Origin of the sequence: Pseudomonas gozinkensis (genome assembly GCF_014863585.1) — a bacterium.
Classification (GTDB): Bacteria; Pseudomonadota; Gammaproteobacteria; order Pseudomonadales; family Pseudomonadaceae; genus Aquipseudomonas; species Aquipseudomonas gozinkensis.
In genome coordinates, this window is record NZ_CP062253.1 from 5,105,064 (window position 1) to 5,131,140 (window position 26,077).

Consider the following 26,077-nt stretch of genomic DNA (forward strand, 5'->3'; position numbering starts at 1 on the left):
GAGCGTCGCCCGTGCAGCCCTCATGGCCGCATGCGAACGAGCATTCTACCCGGAAACGGAAGTGAGGAAAGTGGGGATATTCCACGATGCTGGCACTGCGCTTTGACGGGGCTCACTTAAAATAGGGGCGTTTTGCTCAACTTCAAGCCACACAGGGCAGAAGTTAGTCGTTGATTTAATGGGCAAAGCGCAGGCAAAAGCAATGGGCGGGTGAATAAGGGGCTTTCTGCTACCATGGCGACTCTGTTTCTTCAGGTGTTCGATCATGGCATTTCGCCCTCTCACAGCCAGAGCGCCCGCCGTTCTGCTACGCGAAGCCAGGCCGCTGAAAGCCATCCTCGGTCATGCCCAGCGCCTGGCCCATCTGCAACGTTTGCTCGAAAGCCAGTTGCAACCCGCCGCCCGTGAACACTGCCACGTAGCCAAGTGGCGCGAAGGCGAATTGTTGCTGGTCGTCACTGACGGTCATTGGGCCACACGCCTGCGCTACCAGCAGAAACGCCTGCAACGGCAACTGCAGATGTTCGACGAGTTCGCCAATCTGACGCGGATCAAGTTCGCCGTGCGGCCACCGACCGTCCAGCGCGCGGCGACCGGGCATACGATCGACCTGTCGACGGATGCAGCGGCGACGATCCAGGCCACCGCCGACGGGATCAGCGATCCGAATCTGCGGGCGGCACTGGAACGACTGGCGGCCCACGCCAGACCCAAAACCTGAGCCTTTTTTGTTCAGCGGCGTTTGCTGCCGCCGAGCAATGAGCCCATCAGGCCGCGCACCAACTGTTTACCCAGCGAGTTCGCCGCCTGACGCATCGCGGACTTGAGCGCCTGCCCCGCCGCCGTACCCAGAAACTCCCCAGCCTTGTCCGCGAGGCTCGGCTCTTCAGCCACCGGTTTACCCGGCGCCGTATCAGCCTCCGGCGCCAGCCCCTTGCGGCCCATCAGGATTTCATAGGCCGATTCCCGGTCGATCGGCTTGTCATAACGGCCCTTGAACGGTGAGCCGGCGATCAGCATTGTGCGCTCGGTCTCGGTCAACGGCCCGATCCGCGATTGCGGCGGCGCCACCAACACCCGCTGAACCATTTCCGGTGTGCCCTTCTCTTGCAAGGTGCCGACCAGGGCTTCGCCAATCCCGAGTTCAGTAAGCACCGACAACGTGTCGAACGCCGGATTCGGCCGGAAGCCGTCCGCCACCGCTCGCAGGGATTTCTGCTCCTTGGCGGTGAACGCGCGCAGGCCGTGCTGGATCCGCAGCCCCAGTTGCGCCAGTACATCGTCCGGCAGGTCGCCCGGTGACTGGGTGACGAAATACACACCTACGCCTTTGGAACGGATCAGCCGTACCACTTGCTCCAGCCGCTCCTGCAATGCCTTGGGCGTGTCGCCGAACAACAAATGCGCCTCATCGAAAAACAGCGCCAGCAGCGGTTTGTCGGCATCGCCGCGCTCCGGCAATTGCTCGAACAGCTCGGCCAGCAGCCACAGCAGGAAGGTCGCGTAGACCTTCGGCGCCTCATGCACCAGACGACTGGCGTCGAGCAGATGGATGCGCCCGCGACCGTCGGCGGTCGGTTGCAGAATATCTTCCAGTTGCAGCGCCGGTTCGCCGAACAACGCTTCCGCGCCCTGCTGTTCCAGCGTCGCCAGACGCCGCAACAGCGCCTGACTGGAACCGGTAGTGAACAGCGCGGCGTCTTCGCCCAGCAGCTGCGGATTGTCCTTGAGGTGATTGAGCAGCGCTTTCAGGTCTTTGAGATCCAGCAGCAACAGGCCTTCGCGATCCGCCACCTTGAAGGCTGCATACAGCGCCGATTGCTGGCTGTCGGTCAGCTCCAGCAGGGCGCCGATCAGCAGCGGACCCATTTCACTCAGCGTGGTGCGTAGCGGATGACCGGACTGTCCGTGAATGTCCCACAAAGTTACGGGATACGCCTGAGGCGTGTGTTTGAGCCACGGCATGCCGGCGATGCGCTCGGCGATCTTGCCCTGGGGGTTGCCGGCGGCACCGAGGCCGCACAAGTCTCCCTTGACGTCGGCGGCGAACACCGCGACCCCGGCATCGCTGAACGCCTCGGCCAGACGCTGCAAAGTCACGGTCTTGCCGGTACCGGTGGCCCCGGCCACCAGCCCGTGACGGTTGGCCAGGCGCATGGCCTGGGCAATCGGTTGCCCGGCGAGGTCGGCGCCGATAACGAGTTGCGAAGATTCAGGCATTTGGTCACCCAATGGTTAATCTTTGATCGAACATGGCCGATAGCTAAAGGTGACAGATGCGACTGACATCCGCATCGGAGATTTCCCTAAGGAGAAGCGGAAATACCTGCTTGTACCCATCAAGCCTACCTGGCGAGTATCAATAGAAGCACGCCCTGAATAATAAGACCTTAGCGGAACCCCAGGCCATGAACAAAAATCTGCGTTTCAGCCATAAAATCCTGTTTGCCGCCGCCCTCATCGTCATTGCCGCCTTTGCCTCGTTCACGCTGTACAACGACTGGCTGCAGCGCAATGCGATCCGCGAGGACCTGGACAATTACCTCAACGAGATGGGCGAGGTCACCGCCGACAACATCCAGACCTGGCTCAGCGGGCGCATCCTGCTGATCGAGAACGCGGCCCAGAATATCGCCATCAATCCCGAGCCTTCCGCTGTTGCCAGCCTACTGGAACAGAAAGCCCTGACGTCGACCTTCATGGCGTCCTACCTCGGCGATGCCACCGGGCACTTCACCATCCGCCCGGATGCGAAGATGCCGGACGGTTTCGATCCGCGGGTTCGCCCTTGGTATAAAGGCGCCGAAGGCAGCAGCACCTCGACCCTGACCGAACCGTACATCGACGCCTCCACCGGCCAGACCATCATTTCCATCGCCACCGCCGCGAAAAAGGCCGGTCAGAGCGTCGGCGTGGTGGGCGGCGACCTGAGCCTGCAAACCCTGATCAACACCCTCAGCGCCCGGGACTTCTCCGGTATGGGTTACGCGTTCCTGGTCAGCGCCGACGGCAAGATCCTGGTGCATCCGGACAAGGCTCTGGTGATGAAATCACTGAAGGAAGCCTATCCGCAGGACACCCCGCGCATCAGCAGCGACTTCAGCGAAGTCACCGTCGACGGCAAGACCCGTATCGTCACCTTCACCCCGATCGAGGGCCTGCCGTCGGTGAACTGGTATATCGGCCTGTCGGTGGACAAGGACAAAGCCTTCTCGATGCTCAGCGAATTCCGCACTTCGGCGGTGATCGCGACCGTGATTGCGGTGGCGATCATCATCGCCCTGCTCGGCATGCTGATCCGCATCCTGATCCAGCCGCTGCACGTGATGACCCGCGCCATGGAAGACATCGCCGACGGCGAAGGCGACCTGACCAAGCGCCTGACCATCCAGAACCAGGACGAATTCGGCGTGCTCGGCACCGCGTTCAACCGTTTCGTCGAACGTATTCACGGCTCGATCCGCGAAGTGTCGTCGGCCACCGGGCAAGTCAACGAAGTCGCCCTGCGGGTGGTCGCGGCCTCGAACTCGTCGATGTACAACTCCGACCAGCAAGCGTCGCGCACCAACAGCGTGGCCGCCGCGATCAACCAGCTCGGCGCCGCCGCCCAGGAAATTGCCCGCAACGCTGCACAAGCCTCGACCCAGGCCAGTGACGCCCGTGGTCTGGCCGAAGATGGTCAGCAAGTGGTGGATCGCAGCATCAAGGCGATGAATCAACTGTCGAGCATGCTCAGCGCATCGAGCACCAATATCGAATCGCTGAACAGCAAGACCGTGAACATCGGCCAGATCCTGGAAGTGATCACCAGCATTTCCCAGCAGACCAATCTGCTGGCGCTCAACGCGGCCATCGAAGCGGCCCGTGCCGGTGAAGCCGGTCGCGGTTTTGCGGTTGTAGCGGACGAGGTGCGCAACCTCGCCCACCGCACCCAGGAATCGGCGCAACAGGTGCAGACCATGATCGAGGAACTGCAAGTCGGGGCCCGTGAATCCGTCAGCACCATGAGCGACAGCCAGCGCCACAGCCAGGACAGTGTGGACATCGCCAACCTCGCCGGCGAACGCCTGAACAGCGTGACCCAGCGCATTGGCGAAATCGACGGAATGAACCAGTCGGTCGCCACCGCCACCGAGGAACAGACCGCCGTGGTCGAGTCGATCAACGTGGATATCACCGAGATCAATACGCTGAACCAGGAAGGTGTCGAGAACCTGCAGGCGACATTGCGTGCCTGTTCCGATCTGGAACAGCAGGCTTCGCGATTGAAGCAACTGGTTGGCAGCTTCCGGATTTAAAGCCGCTCTGCCGGTCGTCTTCGTCGTTCACAACTATCCGACGAAGACGACCGACATCCCTCCGAAACCGGCCTTGCACCCCACCGCGAAACCCCGACCGAACATCTATTCTTGATAAAGGTCAACCAAGGGAGATCAACGCGGAGGGACGTTCACCGTGCATATCGCCGACATCACCATGTTCTACGCCCCGGCCAGCGGCGGCGTGCGCACCTATCTGGATGCCAAGCACCGTCGGCTGGGGGTCAAACCCGGTATCCGCCACAGCCTGCTGATTCCCGGCGCGCATTTCGGCGAACGTGATGGCGTCTACACAGTTCCCGCCCCCGCTCTGCCCTTCGGCAAAGGCTATCGTTTTCCCCTGCGCCTGGCCCCTTGGCGAAACGTCCTGCAGGACCTGCAACCCGATCTGATCGAAGTCGGCGATCCGTACCTCACCGCTTGGGCCGCGCTCGATGCGCGGCGACAACTGGACGTGCCGGTGATCGGTTTCTATCACTCGGACCTGCCGCTGTTGGTCGGCAACCGCATGGGCCACTGGGTCACGCCGAATGTCGACGCGTATGTGCGCAAGTTGTACGGCAATTTCGACCGGGTGCTGGCGCCCAGCCAGGTCATGGCCGACAAGCTCAGCGGACTGGGTGTGCGCAATGTCTTCGTACAGCCGCTGGGCGTAGACCTGCACACCTTCCACCCGAATGCCCGTGACGCCGGATTGCGCAGCGAACTGGGGATCGCCGAGGACACGCGCCTGCTGATCTTTGCCGGCCGCGGCTCCAAGGAGAAAAACCTGCCGGTGCTGCTCGATTGCATGAAACGCCTCGGCCCGCGTTATCACTTGTTGCTGGTTGGCTCGTCGATGCCGGCGTCCGTCCCGGACAACGTCAGCGTGATCGACCGGTTCTGCCCGGCCGCGCAGGTCGCGCGGCTGATGGCCAGTGCCGATGCGCTGATTCACGCCGGCGATCAGGAAACCTTCGGTCTGGTCATCCTGGAGGCCATGGCCTGCGGCATTCCGGTGGTGGCGGTGGCGGCCGGGGCGTTCGAGGAAATCGTCAATGAATCCTGCGGCCTGCTCTGCGCGCCGAACAATTCGCAAGCCATGGCCAATGCCGTGCGCGAGCTGTTCAGTCGCGGGACTGACGTACTCGGTCAACAGGCACGGCAACATGTCGAACGGCATTACGCTTGGGACACCGTGGTCGACAGCCTGCTGGGGCATTACCACGCCGTACTTGGCGATTCGGTTCCCCGGGTGGCCAATGGCTGAATCTCACGAGCGCCCGACGCTGATGCTGGTGCTGCATGACGTGGCGCCCTCCACATGGGCCGATTATCGAGAATTCGTCGAAACCGTCGACCGTTTGGGCAACGTCCCGATGACGTGGCTGGTGGTTCCGGACTTCCATCGACACGACGCACTTGAGGCCCATCCGGGGTTTTGTCGAATGCTCGACGAGCGCGTCGCACGCGGCGATGAACTGGCCCTGCACGGTCAATTTCATGAAGACACCGAGCCCGGTCCGCGCACGGTGCGCGACTGGTTCATGCGGCGGGTCTACACCCATGAAGGCGAGTTTTATCAGTTGTCCCGTGAAGCCGCCCTCGCCCGCCTGCGCCCGGGCATCGATCTGTTTCGGCGCCACGACTGGCCGCTGCACGGTTTCGTCGCCCCGGCCTGGTTGATGAGCGCCGGCACCCGCCAGGCACTGCGCGAATTACCGCTGCGCTACACCAGCGATCCGCAGCATCTTTATCACTTACCGGATTTCTCCGCGGTCGAGGCCCCGGGACTGGTCTGGAGCGCGCGCAGCGCCTGGCGTCGAGGGGTGTCGAGGGTCGTCAGCGAACAACGGGAGCAGCGCTGGCGTCAGGCGCCGGTGATTCGTCTAGGCTTGCATCCGGTGGACATGCGCCACCGGTTTTCCCGGGATTACTGGTGGCGCACCCTTGAACGACTGCTGGCGGACGGACGCGTGCCCATGACCAAAATCGACTGGCTGACACGCCAGCGCACTCAAGCCGAGCGTGCCGCTTGAGCCGCGGCATTCTGTTGCTGATCGGCCTGCTGGTGGCCGTGGCGGTCCCTGTCCTGCTCGGGGGCGGCGAGACCTGGGGACGCCTGCAGGCGTTTCCGCTGCGCTGGCTGTTGATCATGTTCGCCATGGTTCTGCTGTGCTGGGGCATCAACACCTTGCGCCTGCGGCTGTTGCTCGGCGATCAACGAGACCGGGTCACGCCCGTCAAAAGCCTTGGGGTGGTGATGGCCGCCGAATTTGCCTGGTGCGCCACGCCCGGTGGCAGCGGAGGGCCGTTGACCATCATGGCCCTGCTGGCCCGCAGCGGCGTGCGCCCGGCCCGGGGCAGCGCCGTGTTTGCTATGGATCAGTTGAGTGATCTGCTGTTTTTTCTCTGCGCCCTGAGCGGGATCCTGATCTACGCGCTGTTCCAGCATCTCAGCGACCGTATGGAATGGCTGCTGATCGTCAGCGCCCTGTCGCTGACCGGCGGCCTGTTCAGTTGCGTGCTGGTCGCGCGCTATCACCGTCGACTGATCTGCCTGAGCGGACGCCTGTTGGCCAGGATGAATGTCGAACCCCGCACCCGACGGCGCTGGGCGCGGCAGTTGCTGCACTTTCTGGCCGCTTTCACCGATGCGCTGAAATTGCCGTGGCAGACATTGATCAAGGTGTTCGTCCTGACCTGCGTGCATTGGTCGTTGCGTTACAGCGTGCTGTATCTGGCGTTGCGTGGGCTGGGGGCGGATGTGCAATGGGCCTGGACGTTTCTGATCCAGATGCTTTCGCTGGGTGCTGGGCAATTCAGCCTGTTGCCGGGCGGTGCCGGTGCGGCGGAATTGACCTCGGCGGCGCTGCTGGCGCCGATGGTCGGCAAATCGACCGCGGCGGCGGCGATCCTGATCTGGCGGGTGGTGACGTATTACTTCTATCTGCTGGTGGGTGGCCCGGTGTTTCTATTGATGCTGGGCCGGCCGCTGCTGAAAAAACTGCTGAGCGTCAGACAGGCTTCTTGAGGTCATCCTCTTCGTCCTTGAGTTGTTCCCACAGTTCGGCAGCGCCGGGAAACTCCGTGCCGTCCTCCGGGCTCAAGTCATCCGGGTCATAGCGGCTCAGGCAGCCCTCGCCCAGGGTGGCGGGTGCTTTGGAAGTGGCTTTGTCCAGTGGATCGCTCATCGGAATTTCCTCAAGGTCCGTGGAACGTTCCCATGCTCTGCGGGGGAACGCAGCCCGGGACGCTGCGCGTCCCAAAGCAGACGCGCAGCGCCTGAAGAGGCGTTCCCACGCGGAGCGTGGGAACGATCCTGAATCAGAACACCACGGTCTTGTTGCCGTGCACCAGCACGCGATCTTCCAGGTGATAGCGCAGGCCACGGGCCAGCACCATCTTCTCGACATCACGGCCGAAACGCACCATGTCTTCGATGCTGTCGCTGTGGCTGACGCGTACCACGTCCTGCTCGATGATCGGGCCGGCATCCAGCTCTTCGGTCACGTAGTGGCAGGTCGCGCCGATCAGCTTCACGCCGCGCATCGAAGCCTGGTGATACGGCTTGGCACCGACGAACGACGGCAGGAAGCTGTGGTGAATATTGATGACCTTGTGCGCGTATTCGCGGCACATGTCCGGCGGCAGGATCTGCATGTAACGCGCCAGCACCACCACTTCGGCGTCGTGCTGCTTGACCAGCCGCGACACTTCATCGAAGGCCGGTTGTTTGTCCTGCGGATTGACCGGCACGTGGTAATAAGGAATGCCGTGCCACTCGACCATGCTGCGCAGGTCGTCGTGGTTGGAAATCACGCAGGAGATCTCGCAATCGAGTTCATCGCTGTGCCAGCGGTGCAGCAAGTCAGCCAGGCAGTGGGATTCACGACTGGCCATCAGCACCACGCGTTTTTTCTGCTCGGTGTCGGTGATGCGCCAGTCCATCGAGAACTCTTCGGCGATCGGTGCAAACTTCTCGCGCAACACCTCGATACCGAAAGGCAGGGAATCGGCACGGATTTCGTGACGCATGAAGAACCAGCCGATCTGGTTATCCGAGTGGTGGCTCGCTTCGGTGATCCAGCCATTGTGGGCCGCCAGAAAGTTACTGACTTTGGCAACGATGCCAACGCGGTCCGGGCAAGAAATCACCAGCCGAAAAGTGCGCATGAGGGGGAAACTCCAGAACTTCGCAAAGGCGGCCATTCTAGCGACTGCGCAGGAAAACTGCAGTATTGATGAGCCTCAAGGCCTTACGGCAGCTCATCGAAGATTTTTTGACGCCCACAAACGCCAGAATGATGGCGCTGTAATGGCCATGATTGAACAGCCCTGTGTGAATATCTGTGAAGACTCCATCACATTATTTAACGGGACATTCAATTCAGGGCTTTTCGACGTAACTAATTCAAATAAAAACCCCGGTTAAATGTTTACTTGATGAAACAGCCTGACTATTATTGCCGCACTGTCCCCTGCCATCGCGCACTCCCACATAAGGTAGTAATCATGTCCTTGATCAACGAATATCGTGCCACCGAAGAAGCTATCAAAGAGCTGCAAGCCCGTTTGAAGAACCTGTCGCAAGACGACAAACTGCAAGCCGAGCTGGAATTCGAAGGCAAACTGCGCACACTGATGGGCGAATATTCCAAATCCCTGCGCGACATCATCGCGCTGCTGGATCCAGAGTCCAAAACCAAAGCACCACGTGGCGGCGCAGCCAAAACTACTGGCACCAAGCGTGCTCGCAAAGTTAAACAATACAAAAACCCGCACAATGGCGAAGTCATCGAAACCAAAGGTGGCAACCACAAAACTCTGAAAGAGTGGAAAGCCAAGTGGGGCGGTGACGTGGTTGAAGGCTGGGCTACCCTGCTGGGCTAAGCCGCAACCCTTGTCGCAGAGCGCTTCTGTGACACAAAAAACGCCAGCGAATGCTGGCGTTTTTTTATGCCCGGCGTTCAAGTGCCGGACATGTTCGATTTCAAAGATTCAAACGTTTGCGTAATGCCTGGACATAGTTCCGCCATTCAACCAGCACCTCGGCCTGCATTGGCGCAGCACTAAGCATCCATTGGTCCATCGCCTCTGAAAAAGATTTCAAGGTATTAGGGGCACCCCGCTCCGGCTCGGACAAGCGTTGACGGCAAAAGATTTTCCAGCGTTCTTGCTCTTCGAAATTCAACGTATCGGGAAAGTTACGTGCTCGATATCGAAACAATAATTCAGGTAGACGTTCGTCATCGAACGGCCATTGCTCTCGCGCCAATTGATCAGGATCGGTTGTCCTCACTTGCTCACATAAACGACGATCACGATCACCGATAAATCCGTCGTACAACTGCTGTTCGGGATCTTCACTCGGGGTGAAATCTTCGCTGGCATAAATCGCCGAGACTTTATCTTTCCAAACTTGTTGTGCGTCACTTAGTCGCAAGGCGCGCGCCTGATACAACGCCATGTCCAGACCCAGACGCTGCTGATCGTCAGCGCGCAGCACCGACAATGGCGCCACCACCGGGCACTTGTTGATGTGGATGAGTTTGAGCGGCACCGGCAACTCGCCTTCGGCCAGGTCGTCACGACGGGTATACAGGCGCTGACGCAAGGTCTCGGCATCCAGGTCGAGCAGGCCCTGCGGATCCAGGTGCAGATCGCAGACGATCAACGCGTTCTTGTTGCGCGGGTGCCAGGCCAGCGGCAGCACCACACCGACATAACTGCGCGCAGCGGAGAAACGGCCGGAAATGTGCACCATCGGCTGCAACAGTCGAATCTGGTCCATGACCTTCTGTTTGCTGCGCAGCTGGAACAGCCAGTCAAACAGCTTCGGCTGCTTCTCGCGGATCAACCGGGCCAGGGCAATGGTGGCGCGCACGTCCGACAAGGCTTCATGGGCATTGCCGTGATCGATATTGTTGGCGGCGGTCAGGCGTTCGAGCTTGAGCGTCACCTTGCCTTCGTCATCGGTCGGCCAGACAAGGCCATCCGGACGTAATGCGTAGGCGGCGCGCACCACATCGATCAGGTCCCAACGACTGTTGCCGCCCTGCCATTCACGGGCATAGGGATCGAAAAAGTTGCGGTACAGGCTGTAGCGGGTCATCTCGTCGTCGAAGCGCAAGGTGTTGTAACCCGCGCCGCAGGTGCCGGGGGCCGCGAGCTGGGCGTGAACACGGGTCATGAAGTCGGCTTCGCTCAACCCTTGCTCGGCGAGGCGACTCGGAGTGATACCGGTGATCGCGCACGCCGCCGGGTGCGGCAGGATGTCTTCGCTGGGCTGGCAGTAGAGATTGACCGGCGCGTCGATTTCGTTGAGTTCGTGATCGGTGCGGATCCCGGCCACCTGCAGCGGGCGGTCGCATCGGGGATTGATGCCGGTGGTTTCGTAGTCGTACCAGAAGATGGAAGTCACGGGCGGTTCCTGAACTGAAGATCGACAAAGTCTAGGCGTTCGACCGACGTCGCGGCCAGCACCGCATCATTCAGTCACCTTTGGTTGAAGGATGTGTATGACATTGTTATGTCGTTTCCCCCCGAGAGACTGCTAGCATCGGACTCACTTGCATCCCGATCCGGCAACATCAGGTAGCCCATGCTCGAGACCACAGCACCGCCAAGGAAAGCACCGCTGGCCCCGCCACTGGACACCCGGCATCAGGTCGAGACGCCGGAAGGCATCGACCTGCCGCTGCGCCCCGCCGGCCTGATGGTGCGTGCCGTGGCGTTCACAATCGATCTGGGATTGCGCGGGCTGATCCTGGGTCTGCTGATCATGTTGCTGGCGCTGCTCGGCAAACTCGGCATCGGCCTGGGCTCACTGCTGCTGTTCGTGGTGAGCTGGTGGTACATGGTGCTGTTCGAAGTACTGCGTCAGGGCCGCTCGCCGGGCAAGCAATGGATGGGCCTGCGAGTGGTGCATGACGATGGCACGCCGGTCGGCTGGTCGGCCTCGCTGCTGCGCAACCTGCTGCGCTTTGTCGACCTGATGCCGTTCGGCTATTTCCTCGGCGCCATCAGTTGCCTGCAACACCCGACCTTCAAACGCCTCGGCGACGTCGCTGCCGGCACCCTGGTGATCTACAGCGAACGCCCGCTAAAGCGCCCGCAATTGCCCGATGCGGAACCACGCCGCTCACCGATACCGCTGACCCAGAATGAACAACGCGCCCTGCTCGCTTTCGCCGAACGTCAGGGCGAACTGTCAACGGCACGGGTCAATGAACTCGCGGCGCTGCTCGCTCAGCCGCTGCACATCAGCGCACCGAAAGCCGTCGGTGAACTCAACGGCATCGCCCGCGGCCTGTTGGGTCCGACATGAAGCAAAGTCTTTTCGAAACCCGCCACAAGGCCGAATGGGAGCGCTTCACCCTCGCCCTCGAACGTCTGGAACGAGGCAAGGACACCTCGCAAGTGACGGATTTTCCCAAGGCTTATCGCCGACTCTGCCAGCATCTGGCCTTGGCGCAGGAGCGCGGCTACAGCAGTTTTCTCGTCGATTCGCTACAACAGCAAGTATTGCGCGGCCATCAACAGCTTTACCGTCACCGCAGCCAGCTCGGCGCGAACGTGCTGGGTTTCATCCTGGCGGGTTTTCCACGACTGGTGCGCGCCGAATGGCGCTTCGTGCTGGCCGCCGCCCTGCTGTTCTTCGGCAGCCTGGCCGGTTTCGGCTTGCTGGTTTTCCTGTTTCCGGAGCTGGTCTACAACCTGATTCCCGCCGATCAGGTCCGCGAGATGCAGAGCATGTACGACCCGGCCGCCGGCCATCTCGGGCGTTCGGCCGAGCGCGCGGCGAGCGAAGACTGGGTGATGTTCGGCTACTACATCATGCACAACATCGGCATCGCCTTTCAGACCTTCGCCAGCGGTTTGCTGCTGGGGGTGGGCAGTGCGTTTTTCCTGCTCTACAACGGGCTGATCATCGGCGCGGTGGCCGGGCATCTCAGCGAGATCGGCTTCGGCCAGACCTTCTGGTCGTTCGTGATCGGGCACGGTGCGTTCGAGCTCAGCGCCATCGCCCTGGCCGGTGCGGCAGGATTGAAACTGGGTTGGGCATTGATCGCACCGGGACGCCTGACGCGAATCGAGGCCCTGCAGATTGCGGCGCGCCAGAGCATCCTGCTGATCTGTGGCGTGATGCTGTTTCTGTTGATCGCAGCATTTATAGAAGCCTACTGGTCGTCGCGCACCGGGGTCACGCCTCAGACCAAATACCTGGTCGGTGCCGGGCTCTGGCTCTGCGTTGCGATCTATCTGCTGTTCGCCGGAAGGACCCGCCATGCGCCTGAGTGATGCCACCGTGGCAATTCGTCCGCGCACCACCTGGGAAGCCATGGACCTGGGCGTGCTCATGAGCCAGCAGCACCGCCGCCTGCTGATGACCAGTTGGGCCATCGTCACCCTGCCGCTGTTCGCCGTGCTCAGCCTGTTGTTGTGGGATTCGCCGTCACTCGCCGTGTTCATCTTCTGGTGGCTGAAACCGGCCTACGAACGCTTGCCGTTGTACATCCTGTCCAAAGCACTGTTCGGCGAAACACCCACCTTGAAACAGGCCTTGTGCCAATGGCCGCGCCTGCTCAAGCCGCAACTGCTCGCCAGCCTGACCTGGCGCCGCCTCAGCCTGAGCCGCAGCTTCCTGTTGCCAGTGCAGCAACTCGAAGGCCTCGACGGCACGGCCCGCCAGCAGCGCTTGCAGGTACTGCTGCAACGCAATGCCGGCGCCGCACAGTGGCTGACCATCATCGGCGTGCATCTGGAAACGGCGCTGTGGATCGGCCTGCTGGTGTTGTTCTACCTGCTTCTGCCGCAACAGGTCGAAACCGACTGGGACTGGCAGAGCCTTATCTTCGCGGCCGATCACGAATGGCGCTGGCTGGAGCATCTGACCAATGCGTTCTACGCGCTCATCCTGGTGATCTGGGAACCGGTGTATGTCGCCTGCGGATTCAGCCTGTATCTGAACCGCCGCACCGTCCTCGAAGCCTGGGACATCGAACTGGTGTTCCGCCGCTTGCGCCAGCGTTTGAACAGCAGCGCGATCGGCCTGCTGCTGGTGGTGTGTCTGCTGTTGCCGGGCGTGCCCTCAGCCTGGGCTGCCGACCCCGCCACTGCTCCGGAGGCACCGCGCCTCTTGAACCAGCCGCTGACCAGCGAGGCGTCCCGCAACAGCATCAAGGCCTTGCTTGAACAAGCGCCGTTCAAGAACAAGGAAACCGTCACCCGTTATCGCTTCGGTGAAGATCCCGCGGCTACCGAAAAACCCAAGGAAGGCGAAGCACCGCAATGGTTGAAAACCCTGCTCGACTGGCTGGACGGCCGACATCTCGACGGCCTCGCCAAGGCGATCGAAGTCGTGCTGTGGGGCGCAGTGATCGCCGGCCTCGGCTACCTGCTCTGGCGTTATCGGGACTTTCTGCAAACGTTCGTCGGCCGCCGTCCGCACTTGCCCGAACGGATCAAAAGGCCCTTGCCGCAACAGGCCTTCGGTCTGGATCTGCAAAAGGAGAGCCTGCCCGATGACATCGCCAGCCACGCGGAACAGCTCTGGCAAACCGAACCGCGCGCGGCACTGGGTCTGCTGTATCGGGCGCTGCTCAGTCATCTGCTGCACGACTTCAACCTGACCCTGAAACCCGCCGACACCGAAAGCGAAGTACTGGCCCGGATCGAACACCTGAAGCGTCCCGACCTGCTCGCCTACAGCCGTCATCTCACCGGCCACTGGCAGAACATGGCCTACGGGCACCGGATACCGGCAGCCCATCTGCAACAGGAATTGTGCGATGGCTGGCGCACCCTGTTCGGCCACGGAGCCGCCCGTTGAACCGGCGCACCTTGTGGCTGGCCGGCGCGCTGATCATCGCCCTGCTCGGTGCGCCGAGCATTTATCTGTACCTCAAGGCCACGCCTTACCAGGCCGAGATCGATCACGGTCCGTCCCCCGCTGCACAAGCCAATCCCTATCTGGCGGCTGAGATGTTTCTGCGCGAGCGCGGGATCGAAGTCACTCATGCCGAGAGCCTCGCCGTGTTGCCCGACATCGATCCTCGCCAGCACACGCTGCTGCTGTTCAACGACCGCTCGAAAATGACTCCGCGTCAGGTCGATCAGGTATTGAACTGGGCCCGGGCCGGCGGACGACTGGTGTTCGTCGCCGAATCGATCTGGGATGAGAAGACCGGCCAGAGCAACGACCTGCTGCTCGACCGCGTGCAACTGCATCAATCTTTCAGCAAGGATCTCAAGGATCCGCCGCCAGATGCCGACGCAGATCCCTGGCCCAATCTGACCAAGCTCTATCTGGAAGACGAAGACGCCCCCGCCTACGCCGGGTTCGACACCGCGTTCCATCTCGACGACCCGAAAAACCTCGCCCAGGCCTGGGCCAACAGCGCCAAAGCCACGCACATGATGCAACTGGCTTTCGGCCTCGGCACGATCACCGTGGTCACCGATGCCGATCTGTGGAAAACCCCGGCCATTGCGCAGCACGACAATGCCTGGCTGCTGTGGTACCTCAGCGCCGACACCGCCGTGACCTTGCTGTACAACACCGAGCACGACGGTCTGCCAACCCTGCTATGGCGCTACTTCCCGCAAGCCATCATCGCCCTGCTCGCATTGATTGGTTTGTGGCTGTGGCATATCGGCGTGCGTCACGGCCCGGTACAGGCTCCGGCACCGAGTGGTCGTCGACAGTTGATGGAACACCTGCGCGCCAGCGCCGATTTCATCCTGCGTCACAACGGCCAGCAGACCTTGCTGCAAGCGTTGCAGCAGGACGTCCTGCGCCGCGCCCGTCACCGTCATCCCGGTTTCGACCAACTGAACGTCGCCGAACAATGGCTGGTGCTGTCGCGCCTGACCCGCCAACCGACCCGTGCCATCAGCCAGGCCCTGAGCCCGGCACCGAAGCGGCGGATGTCCAGCGCCGAATTCTGCCGTCAGGTCGCCCACCTGCAAGCCTTGAGGAACACGCTATGACTGAACACATCGAACCCGGCTCGCCCAGCCACGCGGCCCAGCAACGCCAGCGCGCCAGCCAGTTGGCCCAAGCGGTGCGCGGCGAATTGCAGAAGGCGCTGATCGGCCAGAACCCGGTGATCGACGACGTGCTGACCGCGCTGATCGCTGGCGGTCACGTGCTGCTCGAAGGCGTTCCCGGCCTCGGCAAAACCTTGCTGGTACGTGCCCTGGCCAAATGCTTTGGCGGCGAGTTCGCGCGCATTCAGTTCACCCCGGACCTGATGCCCAGCGACGTCACCGGCCACGCGGTCTACGACCTGCAGACCGAGCAGTTCAAACTGCGCAAAGGCCCGTTGTTCACCAATCTGTTGCTGGCCGACGAGATCAACCGCGCCCCGGCCAAGACTCAAGCTGCGTTGCTCGAAGCGATGCAGGAACGTCAGGTCACCCTGGAAGGCCGGGCCCTGCCGATTGCCCAGCCGTTCATGGTGCTCGCCACCCAGAACCCGATCGAACAGGAAGGCACTTATCCGCTGCCCGAGGCCGAACTCGATCGCTTCATGCTCAAGGTGCGCATGGATTACCCCGACGCCGATCAGGAGCTGGACATGGTGCGTCAGGTCAGCCGCTCGACCCGCGCCGACATGCTCGACGTACAACCGCTGCGCACGGTGTTGCAGGCCAAGGACGTGCAAGCCCTGCAACGCATCGCCAGCGATCTGCCGCTGGACGATCAGGTGCTCGACTACGCCGTACGCCTTGCCCGCAGCACCCGCACCTGGCCCGGTCTGACCCTCGGCGCCGGGCCACGCGCCTCCATCGCACTGGTCCGTTGCGCCCGCGCCCGGGCCTTGTTGCGCGGCGGCGAATTCGTGATCCCGGACGACATCAAGGGCTGCGCCCTGGCGGTGCTGCGCCATCGCGTGCGCCTTGCACCGGAGCTGGACATCGAAGGGCTGCAAGTCGATCAAGTCCTTCAGCAACTGCTCGACCAAATACCGGCGCCGCGCCTTTGAAGCCCTCGCGCCTGCTGTTGGGCTGGCTGGCGACTCTGCTGGTGCTCGCCATTGTGCTCGGCACTTTGCAGGCGCTGGACCTCGAAGTACCCGCCAGCCTGCTCTCGATCAACTGGGGATTGTTGCTGGCGCTGTTTGCGCTGAGTCTGCTGGACGCCTTGCGTCTCAAGCGCCTGCCCTCGCCGCGCGTACACCGGCAGATGCCCGGTAGTCTTGCCCTCGGCCGCTGGCACGAAGTACGGCTGGAGGTCGAACACGACTTTGCGCAACCGTTGACCCTACAGCTCTTCGACCATGTACCCGACGGCCTGAACTTCGAAAACCTGCCGCTAGCCGTCGAACTGCACCCCGACCAACGCAGCCAGATCGGCTATCGCCTGCGCCCGCTCAAGCGCGGTCACTTCACCTTCAATGTCTGCGAGCTCAACCTGCCAAGCCCCTTCGGTTTGTGGACCGGCAAACGCCTGCTGGGCATCACCGACCACACCCGCGTCTACCCTGACTTCGCCCGTCTCTACGGCGGCCAGTTGCTGGCAGTGGACAACTGGCTCAGCCAGCTCGGCGTACGCCAGCGCCAGCGTCGTGGCCAGGGGATGGAGTTTCATCAGCTCAGGGAATTTCGCGAAGGCGACAGCCTGCGCCAGATCGACTGGAAAGCCACTGCCCGCCATCGCACGCCGATTGCCCGGGAATACGAAGACGAACGTGATCAGCAGATTGTTTTCATGCTCGATTGCGGGCGGCAGATGCGCAGTCAGGATGGGGAGCTGTCGCATTTTGATCATGCGTTGAATGCGTGTCTGCTGTTGAGTTATGTGGCGTTGCGGCAGGGGGATGCGGTGGGGCTGAGTACGTTTGCCGGTGATCAACCGCGTTACCTTGCGCCGGGCAAAGGAGCCGGGCAGTTGAATGTGCTGCTCAACGGCGTCTACGACCTCGACTGTACGCAACGGCCTGCGGATTATCCGGCGGCGGTGAATCAGTTGCTGGCGCGGCAGAAGCGTCGGGCGTTGGTGGTATTGGTGACCAATGCAAGGGATGAGGATGAAGATGAGTTGGTCATTGCCCTCAAGCGCTTGAGTCAACACCATCAAGTGCTCATGGCCAATCTGCGCGAAAATGCCTCTGACCTTCTTCGCCATTCACCCGTGCAAACCTTGCAAGAGGCACTGAGCTACTGCGCCATGGTGAACTACCTCAATGCCAGAGCCGTAACCCATGAGCACTTGAGCGCTCATGGGTTTGCTGTATTGGATGCGCGCACGGGGGAACTGGGCCCGGAGCTTGTGTCACGTTATCTGAACTGGAAAAGAGCAGGTGTTCTGTTGTGATCTCGTCCGCTATCAAAAAGCCCTCCTTGCTCAGCTCGAAGCCGGTGTGACGGTCACAAGCACCGAAGCCACTTCCGTGTTGCTCTGGTTGAACACATAGGCCCAAATCGTTACGGCTCCGGATAGATCAGCGACCCAGGGCGTTTGGGCTTTGCCCGATTGATCTGTATAGGTAACGGCAAACTCTTTGCCATTGACTTCCCAGTGAACCTTTCGCCCCTCCAACGGCTGCTGGGTAATCACATGCCGCATTGTTACAGTTAGTTCCGAAGCCTCCCCGATACGCAAGGTGCCCGGGTAAGCGGACATTGCGTAAAGCCTTGCAGGCTGCAGTGCCTTGACCTCGATTGGTTGAGTCTTTGACCCTGGAACGCCTGATGCCAGAGTAACCACCAGATCGTGCGTTCCCACATCCTGGACAATGAAGTTCGACCTGGCGATCCCGTTGCTCTGCGAGGTGGAGTCGGGCAGTGCCTGTTGCGCATAGCGCCAATGGAGCGTGACGTCAGGCAAGGGCTGATCGGTCGAGGCATCCATGACCAATGCCTGGGCATTGACTTCATATCCGGTATAGGTCGAAGGTCGATCACACATCAGCGAATGGATGGTTGGATTTTTCCCGTCAGAAATGACCTTGAACTCAAGGTATTTCTGGTCCCAACCCGCAAGTCCACCACTCACGGTCGCTTCAAGAAGCGCCCGGCTCATGTCAGGCAGGTTGAACTTCACCTGCGCTGTTCCGTACGCATCGGTTGTCGAGGGGGGAAGGACAAGATCCAGGAACTTCCATTGGACCTCGACATTCTGCAGAGGCTGGCCGGTCAGCGATGACACCACCAGGATATCCGCTGAAACCTGCGTTCCCACCGGGCCCGAAGTATTAGGGCTGGTCAGCGAGGCAATTTTCCGAGGCGGGAGCAATTCATACGGCAACCTGACCGACTGCGAAATCGCATTTGTTCCCACAGTGGCCTTCACCGCCGACGCGCCTGTGATTTTCGGCACGAACCGCAACTGCGCAATCCCGTAGTAGTCGGTCTTTCCGGTTACGGTCTGTCCGTTTTCTACCGACCAATTGACCTCCACACCGACCATCGCCTTGCCGCTTATGGACGACAGAACCTTCACCACGCCACTGAACGCCTCTCCCCAATGCAGGATCGGATCAGCACGACTGACTGCCCTGATTGCCATCACCTGTTCACCCGCCCCCACCGACATTGGCATCGGTGGCGATAATCGCGCCAGCCGCTCCGCCGCCAGCCGCAGCAAGCAACTGCCGTCCTTCAAATCCCCGACGCTGAACGGGTAAAGTAACTTCCCCGAAAAAAGCTGTGGCAATCCAAGTGTATTGGTCGGATTGAATTTGATGCCGAGGCCCGCACGCCCGGTTCCGGACATGCCCAGTCTCAAAGTCTGACCGTTCAAAGGACTGCCAGCGTCCGCCGAAATCATCAGTTCATGATTGCCTTTACGGCGCGGAAAGTAGGTTTTCGATCCTGCAAGATGAAGGGCGCGACCATCGAAGCTGGCCGATAGCGTATCCCATGGATCACTCCCCAACGCCGTGGCTGTTGTCGAGTACGACGTCCTGTAGCCGTCGTAAGGGCTGACGACTTGTGCGCTCACCTGATGAGTGCCTTCTGTCCTTGGGTCAAAACCGAAAGCGCTTTGGCCATCTGCATCGGTTTTGACTTCCGTGACGCTCCCCTCGGCTGCCCATGTCACCGGCACATCGGCAACAGGCCTCGCGGTGTAATAGGAAACCAGAAAAGCCCGGATCCACACCTTGTCCACCCCAACGACCGGGTCTATCTTCGGAGCACGCAGTGGCTGCAACGTGAGCCTGTTATTGTCCAGCGTCATGGGTGTCCCGAGAGCAACTGCATCGAGCTGAGGCAGTTCCACTGTCAGCGTAAACTGGCCGGGCCGTTGACTGTCAGTACAATTGAGCATCCATTCTGCACCACCTGCGCTCAGCGCCTGAGGCTGACCCGATGGAGGCTGCAGCGTCGCGTCCAATTGATCGCCGGGAGTCCCCGACCACGTCAACAATACCCGCAGGCCCACCAGTGGACTGAGTGCTCCAGGGACTACCTTGAGGGTATGGAGTGCACCCAGGCAGGGATACAACCCTTGACCATCGAGCGACGTGTGAACCTGATCGAGCAGCAGACTCAGCTCCTGCGACAGATTCGCGGACATCAACCGGCCGGGCAGCTCATGAACAATTGACTCACCCGCCACACGCAGTTCCAGCTCAAAAGGACTGCTTCTGCTGGAAGACGCCACGGAAGACAACCGCCATTGCACACCTGCTGCCGTCAGAGTCTTCGGCACTCCCGCATCGCTGAGCGTCAGGCCGATCTGCGGATCTGCATTGCGCCAGTGCGCGCTGATGTCTTTGCCAATCCACGAGCTGCCGGCAAGCGGCACGACCTTCAATGTATGTGCCTCCCCAAGGAGACAAGCCACGCCCAGTGACTGGCGATCAACCTCCTTGTCATCGAGCAGGATTCTGGCCTGGCGATACCAGGGACTGCTCGCTATCGCTTCCACGGAAAAGGTTCGCTCAATCGGCACTGCGTCTGGATGGGCCTTGATGCGGGCCGTGACAAGGTGATTTCCGGCGCTGGCGGGCTGACACCGGAAACTGGCCCATCCCCCTTTACCTGTGAAGGCTTGAGTATTGGTGCCGACTGGAAACTCAAAGTCGACCAAGGCGCCGATGACGGGATCACCTGTGCCGCTTGCAACCCGATGCAAGACTTGCACCCAGACCCACGCCCCGTCCTGCTGATCCACAATGCAAGTCCGGTCGGCTTCACGCACTTCACCCAGCACGACTTCGTTGCGGGCCAGCCGCATGGCTTTTTCAGGCGACGGCTTGAGCAGTTTCGAACAACTCAGCCACAGGCTGAAGGTGCCATCCAGGACGTCAGCGTTTATCAGATCCCAAAGCACCTCCAGAGAACCCGACACCGCAACCGGGTCTTCAAGCGCCGGATGAACCTCGACGCCCAACTGTTCAGGTGAATCGCCTTTCCAGTGAAGCGATACGTCTGCTCCGTCAAAAACCTGTGGAAACCGTACCCACAGGGGATACGTCGAGCCCCGATTGGGCCACCCTGTCCGCTCTGCCCAAGGCGTTGCCTGACCGGCGACAACCGCCAGGACGTCCTTCCAAGGCGACGTCGCCAATACCTCCACCGAAAACGTCCGGGCAACGAAGCCTTCAACGTAATAAAGACTGACGACGGATGCCTTGAGGGTAAACCTTCCCGGAGCGACCGGTTCGAATTCGAAATAATCCCAGCCATTGGCATCAGTGGTACCGGACTGGATAGCTCGCCCATCGACCGTCCAGTTGACAGCCTGCCCTTCGAGCGCCTGTCCGGTGTAGAACGATCCGACCTGCACGCCTACCCGGACCGATTCTTTTTCATCAAGTACTGGAAAGAAGCGAGGTTCCTCCACGTTGAGAAACTCCAACCGGTGATGCCACAACGACGCTTCGATCGGATACGACGCGGCGTTGTACTGGTTCGATACTGTGATCGTCAGTGGGTGTGGTGCCGCAAGGTCAAGTGCCGGGCAACTGAGCTGCCAGCACTGATCAAGCGGATGATCAACTTGCCAGTCCGGCTGGGCGACAATCGCACCCTGCGGGTTATCTCCAATCGCCAGGGAACCCTGTGTGCCCTCCCAGATATTGCCCGGCACGATATTGAATCCAAGCTGGTGCTCAGCCCCCAGGCATAAATATAGCGGCTGGCTCGGTGGGTACGTTTCCTCATCGATCAACAAAGTCTGCAATGCCAGCGCTGCCAGCTGCAATTCGATAACGATATGGGTGAAATACAGCAAATGATCGTAGTCATCCGCTCCACTCGACGCGCTTTGGAACGTGATAGTCAGCTCAGACTGGCTTGCAAAATCCGTCTTCAGCGGGACGACATACTCCTGCGGCTCGAAATTCAGTGGATCTGCTGTAGCACGCGAAGAAACGGGAGGGATCTCGACTTCCTGCAGGAGCACATCCTCGCTGTATATGCGCACCCACCCTGTTGCGGGATGGCGTGATTCACCCAAGAACTTCAAGACATAGACTGCGTCCGGGCCAGGGTTCACGGGGGCCTTGAAGCTCTGGCTGATTGATGCCGCATTACCGATTGACACCGCTCTGATCGGCAAGCCGTTCATGCTCAACCCCACCACACGAACCCAGGTGGAACCTCGGGGGATCACTTCCCAATCCGTCAGGTTTTTGCTGAAGTCACCATTGCTCATCAGGCTCTGATTGGCCCGAACACTCTGGTTACCCATGATTGCCAGCTCCCTTGCGCTTTGTGGTTTTTTCGGGGGACTCGGCGAGGGTCACCAGATCCACGACTTGACGTATGAAGGTCGGGTCACCAGGCCTGGCGGTATAACAGATCTCCAGAATGATGTCCGTCAGCGATCCCAGCACCGCTGCCTGCGGTTGTTTAAGCGGCCACGGAAACTTCAACTGCCAACAGGAAACCGCCCCGGAATTTTCGAACGGGTTGAGCAAACCTTCGTCAGGTTTCTGCGCGGTCAAGCCGTTGTCCGACACGCCAGTCGACAGGACAATCGACTGCCCGGCGAGCAAGTTGAACTGTATGTCGGAAGGGGCCACGTCCCTCTGATCGCCGTGCAGGTACGCCACCGATTGCCCGGTTGGTTTCGTCGCGATCACGCTGCCGATCTGGGTCAGGGTTGCATGCACATCTTGATAGGCAGATTTCACCACTGGCAGATGGACTGCGACCGTACTGATCTGCCGGCAGTAATGTCCCGGATGATCCTGATCAAACAGCAACTGGTGCAGACAGAACTCCAGTGTTCCTGTTGCCTTCAACTGCGCCAATGCCTCCGGCCAGCTATAGATGCCGGACTGAGGCTTGACTGTGTCATCGAACAACTTTCGCAACGAGATGGTCTTGCGCAATTCCAGCCGTCGCTGATAACGCTGGATATAGTTGCGCTCCAGGTGTAACAGCCAGAGTCGCAGATGCTCACTCGATGTCTGCCCCAAGCGGTTATCCAGCCAGGCCTGAGGCAGTGGGTTTGGCGAATCGAACTCGCCCAGTTCGGCATCTAACGAAGCCCGGGCATTGAGGCACAGACTGCAAACCGCATCGTTTGCCTGACGTTGCAAAGCTTTGAGCTGACCCACCATCCATCTGAAGAGCTCAGCATTGGTGGCGCGCTTTTTGAGGAAGTTATACATCACCTGCGCCTGGCTGCTGGCCAGTGCAGCTTGCTCCAGGCCTGTCTGTGCCGCCACCAGTGCCTGTGACTGCGCGTTGATCTGGGCGGTGATTGCGCTGACTTCTGCCAGAGCCTGATCACGCTGCATACCCCAATCATGACGCCGGCGGCGATAGGCCTCGGTCGTCGCTTGTTTTTCGGCGTCCATGTGCAGGATCGAAGCGCCCGTGTTCAATCCGAATACGACCGCATCGGTGATTTGCTCGGCGCGATGCCCGCCATTGGCCAGACCGAAAATGTTGGGCAGCGAAGCCAATATCGCGCCAGCCGGTTTGATAGAGGCCGCTGCGAGCATGGCTATTTGCGACAACAGGATCTTCTGCATGACCTGGTATTCTGCCGCCGATACGTCGTTCTCATAGAGTTCCGCGAATGCATCCGCCCGCTGCTGTGCCATGGCCATGCTCTGCTCCAGCGCAGTGACCTGCAGGCGCAATTGCTCGACTGTCTGCTCCTGCATCGCGTGGGCCAGGCGTCCCAGCTCCAGCAGATCCCCTTGCTGCCTTTCTTCCTGCTCGGCGCGGTCTGCGCTGCTTTGCAGATTCAGGACCTTTTCGCTGATCTCCGAAAGCAACTGCGATGCACGCAATGCCGTCTCGTATGCCACCCTCCAGCGAAACGGGAAGGGATTGAGACTTCCCCCCATTATTCTTGGTGCACCGCTGTTTCCGGCGGCCAGAGCACTCAACAACTCGCTCGGTTTGGTACGCGGACTGAACAACGGTATTTGCAGGGGTGCGCCGTCGATGTTGCGATTGTTACGCAAGTTGTCCAGACGCTGTCCAGGCAGAGCAAACAGTTCTAGCAGCCGCTCATTGATCGGGATCAGGAATGATTTCGAGCCCAGCAATTCAAGATCGACACGGGCATTGGTGCCGATGGGAAAATCCCCGGGCTTGAACACGAGTGACTTTTCGAACGCTTCAAGTCCGGGTCGCGAACGATTAGCGGCCAGGAGATCGCCAAGCCTTATCGCTTGCCAGCGGTTCACAGCGCGAACCGTGGGTGCCTTCCCCATCAGCGACGAGGCACGGGCGTAGCACAGTTTGGCGGCGACCAGACTGTCGCGTGTCAACTGTCGATAGTAGCGATCACCCATGGCCATCAGGGTTTTGACGTATTCACAGAACACCAGGATCCGGTAATGCCTGGGCTTTGCATAGCAAATGGCATCGGGATCGTGAGAGTTCCTCGCCTCAAAACCCGGATTGCCTGGACCGACCAATGGCCGACACCGCCAGTAGGCCTCCCGGGGATTTTCCAGCGATAACGTGTCCGAGTCCGCTGGCGCGGCCGGATCAAACAGATAGGCAAACCAGTCTAGCGCCTCCTGAAAACGGTCCTCATCGCGCAGACGAGTGGCGACCAGGTGCGGCAGATGGAAAAACAGCTCCCAGAAATTGATGCCATTGGCGCTGTCGAATGCACCGTTGGGATCTTCGAAGGAGGGATCCGCAGAAGGCGGCTTCTCTGGCAGAAACTGGGTGAGCCAGTCCAGCAAGGCATCAACGGAAATCGTGGCGAGCCGCGCCAGCTCTGGACCGTTCAACGTGTTGAGCCGGATGAACCTCAGCTTGAAGCCCGGCTGATTGAACGAAAGAAATTGAGCTGCGTCCAGGCTGTTTTTGTGCAGGGACGGGACAGGGAATGCCGTCAGGTCCGTGACCCGCACCTCGAATTTCTTTTTGCCGTTCGCATCACTGCCAAGAGTAATGACAGGTAGCGTCCAGGAACCCTCGGTTCGGGTAAACGTCAGCGAGTCGGTGCTCCAGCCACCGGCCAGTGGAAAGTCGCCGACAAGCTCGGAGGGGTTGTCTTCACCGCCCGGATCTTGCAATGCCAGTGTCAGCTTGACGTCGCTGCCCGACAGTCCTGTCTCCCTGCAATATCCCCGAACAACCAGCACATCTTTATTGTCGACACGATAGGCCGTGGCATGCAGCCCCAGGTAAGCCGTCAAATCACCCGAGATCAGATCCTTGTCCACCACGTCCGGCTGATTCATCAGCGGATGCTGAATCAGGTCGGCGCTCTTGAAGCGATGTTTCGCCGCTTCTTCCAGCCAGGCACCGTTGTCATGAGGCAAAGAACGCAGAAACAGATCACGGACAACGGACTCTCTGATCGCACCGCTACCCGTTTTGTCGTTGGTCAGCAGCACCCCCAACTTGCCCTTGGGGTTTGTGTGGTCGGACCAGACCGTTGCAATCAAGCGAATACCGGCCGCGGAGGTTCCCTGTTCATAATTGCGGGAAAGCAAAAGCGTCGGAGCCGACCACTGATCGTCCTGACGCTTGAACGCCAGAAAAATATCCAGTTTTTCCGGGAGAGAGTCTTCCTCTCGCACCACCCCCTCGCGCCAGACGGCCCACACAATGCACAATTGCCCATTCCAGATGACCGGGCGCAAATCCAGTACATTCGCATCCGAAGGAATATCTACAGGTCGCCACTCCTTCCATGCCGCAGGATTCGTGGCGACGTCTTGCTCGTCCAGTTCAACATCAGCCTCACGCCAGAAATATTGGCGCGGGTCACTGCGTGTGCGACCGATGAAGTAATAAACCGCCTTTTGCGGCGAAACACCGGACATGAAGGCACTGATCACGTCCAGATTACAGATCTTCACGAACGCCTCGAGATAGGTCTGCAGCGCGGTTCGCACGCTCTCGCTCGTCAATCGTGTCTGATTCAGGTCGTTCTCAAGATTCTGGAACAGGCTGGTCTTGCCAATCCGGATGAAGGGGTTGACGACGTTTTCCGGATAGATTTTAAGTTCCTGCATCCCCGCCCAGTCCGGGAAGTTTCCAGAGAATTTCCATTCCTCCAGATGCGCCTCGTCAAAGAGGCAGCCCAGAAAACCGAGTTCCTGCCCCCCATACACCGCACTGATATATTGCTGCGCGCAACTGACAGCTTCGGCAACCGGAGAGCTTTGCACCTCGTGGCTGTCCTCCGGGTCCAGGCGCAGCAGTTCCATCAGGTCTTGCCTGGTTCGTACAAACTGATATTTCTTGACGCCACCTGAGCGAATCTGCCCGATGGCGTAAGCAACCAATGCCTCGCGATGCTTCTCCTCCAGCCCGCCAATATTGTCGATCGTTGCCATGATCCTTGCTCCTGTGCCTGAACCGGGACTGAACACTCAGCGAGTGATCTC

Annotated in this window: 18 protein-coding genes and 1 pseudogene; 13 read left to right on the forward strand and 6 right to left on the reverse strand. The window is 60.3% G+C overall.

Going from position 1 to position 26,077, the window contains the following annotated elements:
- The first annotated feature begins 265 nt into the window (after window positions 1-265).
- Entirely contained in the window at window positions 266-721 is a 456-nt protein-coding gene (locus IHQ43_RS22720; protein WP_192562186.1) for a DUF721 domain-containing protein, read from the forward strand.
- 11 nt (window positions 722-732) lie between these two features.
- On the opposite strand, the gene IHQ43_RS22725 is transcribed toward IHQ43_RS22720, so the two are convergent.
- Window positions 733-2,220, reverse strand: a complete 1,488-nt coding sequence (locus IHQ43_RS22725) for a helicase HerA-like domain-containing protein (protein WP_192562187.1) — start codon at window positions 2,218-2,220, stop codon at window positions 733-735.
- Between the two features lie 188 nt (window positions 2,221-2,408).
- Between IHQ43_RS22725 and IHQ43_RS29880 the strand changes: the two are divergent.
- The 5 genes and pseudogenes from IHQ43_RS29880 to gpgF all read left to right on the forward strand — a co-directional run.
- Window positions 2,409-3,440: pseudogene (locus IHQ43_RS29880) on the forward strand (HAMP domain-containing protein); the annotation flags it as partial.
- Window positions 3,441-3,533: 93 nt separating this feature from the next.
- A complete protein-coding gene (locus IHQ43_RS29885; RefSeq protein WP_425220312.1) occupies window positions 3,534-4,298 on the forward strand; it encodes a methyl-accepting chemotaxis protein in 765 nt (254 codons plus the stop codon).
- A 157-nt stretch (window positions 4,299-4,455) separates the two neighbouring features.
- The gene (gpgS, locus tag IHQ43_RS22735) at window positions 4,456-5,568 is read left to right on the forward strand and encodes an N-acetylglucosaminyl phosphatidylglycerol synthase (RefSeq protein WP_192562189.1); all 1,113 of its coding nucleotides are present in this window, start codon (window positions 4,456-4,458) and stop codon (window positions 5,566-5,568) included.
- Window positions 5,561-6,337 (forward strand): N-acetylglucosaminyl phosphatidylglycerol deacetylase, encoded by a 777-nt coding sequence (gene gpgD / locus IHQ43_RS22740; RefSeq protein WP_192562190.1) that lies wholly within the window; start codon window positions 5,561-5,563, stop codon window positions 6,335-6,337. The genes gpgS and gpgD overlap by 8 nt, the downstream gene beginning before the upstream one ends.
- Window positions 6,334-7,332: a glucosaminyl phosphatidylglycerol flippase gene (gene gpgF / locus IHQ43_RS22745; protein WP_192562191.1), complete on the forward strand. Its 999-nt coding sequence runs from the start codon at window positions 6,334-6,336 to the stop codon at window positions 7,330-7,332. Before gpgD ends, gpgF begins: the two co-directional genes overlap by 4 nt.
- Here the strand turns inward: gpgF and IHQ43_RS22750 are convergent.
- Entirely contained in the window at window positions 7,316-7,492 is a 177-nt protein-coding gene (locus IHQ43_RS22750; RefSeq protein ID WP_007951232.1) for a hypothetical protein, read from the reverse strand. The genes gpgF and IHQ43_RS22750 overlap by 17 nt on opposite strands.
- Before the next feature lie 133 nt (window positions 7,493-7,625).
- Window positions 7,626-8,474, reverse strand: coding sequence for a formyltetrahydrofolate deformylase (purU, locus tag IHQ43_RS22755; RefSeq protein ID WP_192562192.1), 849 nt, complete (start codon window positions 8,472-8,474; stop codon window positions 7,626-7,628).
- Between the two features lie 339 nt (window positions 8,475-8,813).
- On the opposite strand from purU, the gene mvaT reads away from it, so the two are divergent.
- Window positions 8,814-9,191, forward strand: coding sequence for a histone-like nucleoid-structuring protein MvaT (gene mvaT / locus IHQ43_RS22760; protein WP_007951234.1), 378 nt, complete (start codon window positions 8,814-8,816; stop codon window positions 9,189-9,191).
- Between the two features lie 100 nt (window positions 9,192-9,291).
- Here mvaT and sbcB read toward each other — a convergent pair whose 3' ends face one another.
- Window positions 9,292-10,722, reverse strand: coding sequence for an exodeoxyribonuclease I (gene sbcB, locus IHQ43_RS22765; protein ID WP_192562193.1), 1,431 nt, complete (start codon window positions 10,720-10,722; stop codon window positions 9,292-9,294).
- Between the two features lie 180 nt (window positions 10,723-10,902).
- Between sbcB and IHQ43_RS22770 the strand changes: the two genes are divergently transcribed.
- Genes IHQ43_RS22770 through IHQ43_RS22795 form a run of 6 tightly spaced genes read left to right on the forward strand, consistent with a single transcriptional unit; the run spans window position 10,903 to window position 17,622 of the window.
- Complete coding sequence (locus tag IHQ43_RS22770; protein ID WP_192562194.1) at window positions 10,903-11,628, forward strand: RDD family protein; 726 nt, start codon at window positions 10,903-10,905, stop codon at window positions 11,626-11,628.
- Complete coding sequence (locus tag IHQ43_RS22775; protein WP_192562195.1) at window positions 11,625-12,602, forward strand: stage II sporulation protein M; 978 nt, start codon at window positions 11,625-11,627, stop codon at window positions 12,600-12,602. Before IHQ43_RS22770 ends, IHQ43_RS22775 begins: the two co-directional genes overlap by 4 nt.
- Window positions 12,589-14,133, forward strand: coding sequence for a DUF4129 domain-containing protein (locus tag IHQ43_RS22780; protein WP_192562196.1), 1,545 nt, complete (start codon window positions 12,589-12,591; stop codon window positions 14,131-14,133). The genes IHQ43_RS22775 and IHQ43_RS22780 overlap by 14 nt, the downstream gene beginning before the upstream one ends.
- A complete protein-coding gene (locus tag IHQ43_RS22785; RefSeq protein ID WP_192562197.1) occupies window positions 14,130-15,293 on the forward strand; it encodes a DUF4350 domain-containing protein in 1,164 nt (387 codons plus the stop codon). The genes IHQ43_RS22780 and IHQ43_RS22785 overlap by 4 nt, the downstream gene beginning before the upstream one ends.
- Window positions 15,290-16,291, forward strand: a complete 1,002-nt coding sequence (locus tag IHQ43_RS22790) for an AAA family ATPase (protein WP_192562198.1) — start codon at window positions 15,290-15,292, stop codon at window positions 16,289-16,291. Before IHQ43_RS22785 ends, IHQ43_RS22790 begins: the two co-directional genes overlap by 4 nt.
- Window positions 16,288-17,622, forward strand: coding sequence for a DUF58 domain-containing protein (locus IHQ43_RS22795; protein WP_192562199.1), 1,335 nt, complete (start codon window positions 16,288-16,290; stop codon window positions 17,620-17,622). Before IHQ43_RS22790 ends, IHQ43_RS22795 begins: the two co-directional genes overlap by 4 nt.
- Window positions 17,623-17,652: 30 nt before the next feature.
- Here the strand turns inward: IHQ43_RS22795 and IHQ43_RS22800 are convergent, their stop codons facing one another.
- Together IHQ43_RS22800 and IHQ43_RS22805 are read right to left on the reverse strand one after the other, a co-directional pair.
- Complete coding sequence (locus IHQ43_RS22800) at window positions 17,653-21,948, reverse strand: hypothetical protein (RefSeq protein WP_192562200.1); 4,296 nt, start codon at window positions 21,946-21,948, stop codon at window positions 17,653-17,655.
- Complete coding sequence (locus IHQ43_RS22805) at window positions 21,941-26,026, reverse strand: Tc toxin subunit A-related protein (protein ID WP_192562201.1); 4,086 nt, start codon at window positions 26,024-26,026, stop codon at window positions 21,941-21,943. Before IHQ43_RS22805 ends, IHQ43_RS22800 begins: the two co-directional genes overlap by 8 nt.
- Between the last annotated feature and the right edge of the window lie 51 nt (window positions 26,027-26,077).

Bases quoted from the DNA above. Each gene is read 5' to 3' on its own strand.
- IHQ43_RS29885 (WP_425220312.1), top strand. From the start codon at position 3,534: ATGTACAACTCCGACCAGCAAGCGTCGCGCACCAACAGCGTGGCCGCC.
- IHQ43_RS22720 (WP_192562186.1), top strand. From the start codon at position 266: ATGGCATTTCGCCCTCTCACAGCCAGAGCGCCCGCCGTTCTGCTACGC.
- IHQ43_RS22780 (WP_192562196.1), top strand. From the start codon at position 12,589: ATGCGCCTGAGTGATGCCACCGTGGCAATTCGTCCGCGCACCACCTGG.
- mvaT (WP_007951234.1), top strand. From the start codon at position 8,814: ATGTCCTTGATCAACGAATATCGTGCCACCGAAGAAGCTATCAAAGAG.
- IHQ43_RS22770 (WP_192562194.1), top strand. From the start codon at position 10,903: ATGCTCGAGACCACAGCACCGCCAAGGAAAGCACCGCTGGCCCCGCCA.
- IHQ43_RS22775 (WP_192562195.1), top strand. From the start codon at position 11,625: ATGAAGCAAAGTCTTTTCGAAACCCGCCACAAGGCCGAATGGGAGCGC.
- IHQ43_RS22725 (WP_192562187.1), bottom strand. From the start codon at position 2,220: ATGCCTGAATCTTCGCAACTCGTTATCGGCGCCGACCTCGCCGGGCAA.
- IHQ43_RS22805 (WP_192562201.1), bottom strand. From the start codon at position 26,026: ATGGCAACGATCGACAATATTGGCGGGCTGGAGGAGAAGCATCGCGAG.
- IHQ43_RS22790 (WP_192562198.1), top strand. From the start codon at position 15,290: ATGACTGAACACATCGAACCCGGCTCGCCCAGCCACGCGGCCCAGCAA.
- IHQ43_RS22750 (WP_007951232.1), bottom strand. From the start codon at position 7,492: ATGAGCGATCCACTGGACAAAGCCACTTCCAAAGCACCCGCCACCCTG.
- IHQ43_RS22800 (WP_192562200.1), bottom strand. From the start codon at position 21,948: ATGGGTAACCAGAGTGTTCGGGCCAATCAGAGCCTGATGAGCAATGGT.
- gpgD (WP_192562190.1), top strand. From the start codon at position 5,561: ATGGCTGAATCTCACGAGCGCCCGACGCTGATGCTGGTGCTGCATGAC.
- purU (WP_192562192.1), bottom strand. From the start codon at position 8,474: ATGCGCACTTTTCGGCTGGTGATTTCTTGCCCGGACCGCGTTGGCATC.